Genomic DNA, 1,518 nt, shown 5'->3' on the forward strand with positions numbered 1-1,518 from the left:
GTGTCACAGTGAGTATGTCTAGAAAAGGCAACTGCTGGGATATAGATAATATACTTAGTCATACTGACAGTGAATATCTGACCCGTGCTGGGATTGATAAAATATCTTTGTGTTGACCTGTCGATATTCATTAGTCAGTAATTTCATGATATTCAGTATCAGTGACCTAATAGGAGCATTGTATTGCAACATCTGTGTCCTGTCCTGTTACTGAGACTGTGAGGGATGAGGATATGAATCGCAATGACATTTCTAACAATTTAACATTAGGTGTCGATACGCATTTAGATAACCATGTTGCTGTACTCGTTAATGATATTGGTCAAGTTGTCGACACCCAAGAGTTTACTGTAAATGCAACCGGCTATAGCCAACTTTACAAATGGTGCAAATCATTTGGAAAGGTGACCCAAGCAGGATTAGAAGGAACAGGTACCTATGGTGCTGGCTTATGTAAGTTCTTACAAGAGAAGAAGATTAGTGTTTTTGAAGTTAACCGCCCTAATCGCGCAGTAAGAAGGTTAAGAGGTAAATCGGATCCTACTGATGCTGAAAATGCGGCTCGTTCTGTATTATCCAAAGAGTCTACGGCAATCCCTAAATCTCATGATGGCATAGTTGAAGCAATGAGGTTTTTAGTTGTCGCAAGGAAAAGCTCTGTAAAGTCTAAGACACAAGCAATAAATCAAATTCGAGCTTTACTTGTGACAGCACCAGAGCATATTCGTAAACAGTGTTATGTTCCTTCTAGCTACCGCTGCATTGTTGCTTGTAAAGCATTAGAGATGAATTCCGAAAACATACTTGAAGAAACATTAATATCAATGTTAAAGCTGCTAGCAGAGCGATGGGTGATGCTGTCACAAGAGCTAAAAACAATTGATAAGAAACTTAAAGCATTAACCAACTCAGCAGCTTCAACGTTACTAGAACAGTATGGTATTGGAAGCTATGTCGCAGCTACACTACTTGTGGCTGCTGGTGACAACCCTGAGCGACTCAAGAAGGAATCATCATTTGCAGCCTTATGTGGAGTTAGCCCCTTAGATGCATCCTCCGGTAAAAAGCAACGTCATAGGTTAAACAGAGGCGGTGCAAGAGATGCTAATAATGCACTTTGGACTGTAGCTTTAATTCGAATGCGTAATGATTTCAGAACTAGGAAATATGTAGAAAAGCGTTCATCAGAAGGGAAATCAAATAAGGAGATCCAGCGCTGCTTAAAACGTTACATTGCAAGAGAGTTATACCCAATTATAGTTTCTGATTTATCAAAGCTAACGTGACCTTGACATAGGAGCGTCAACGCATGCTCAGAAAGCTTCTTCGCGCAGTATAAAAAGGAGTGGATAAAGAATTTAAATGAACTGAGTCGTAGTGAAATGACAACACAAACGTATTTTTATATTGAAAAATACTACAACTCAGTAAGAAGGCATGGCACCCTAGGGTATAAAAGTCCCATGCAGTACGAACAAGTTAATTAAACCCCGTGTCTACTTTATCGGGGTCAGATCA

The 1,518-nt window shown here is 39.7% G+C and carries 1 protein-coding gene and 1 pseudogene; both read left to right on the forward strand.

Annotated elements, in window-relative coordinates:
• The first annotated feature begins 233 nt into the window (after positions 1 to 233).
• The gene (locus tag NFU46_RS20400; protein WP_251604500.1) at positions 234 to 1,286 is read left to right on the forward strand and encodes an IS110 family transposase; all 1,053 of its coding nucleotides are present in this window, start codon (positions 234 to 236) and stop codon (positions 1,284 to 1,286) included.
• 18 nt (positions 1,287 to 1,304) lie between these two features.
• A pseudogene (locus NFU46_RS20405) lies at positions 1,305 to 1,487 on the forward strand (IS3 family transposase); the annotation flags it as partial.
• Between the last annotated feature and the right edge of the window lie 31 nt (positions 1,488 to 1,518).

Source organism: Pseudoalteromonas sp. NCCP-2140, from assembly GCF_023708065.1.
Taxonomy (GTDB): Bacteria; Pseudomonadota; Gammaproteobacteria; order Enterobacterales; family Alteromonadaceae; genus Pseudoalteromonas.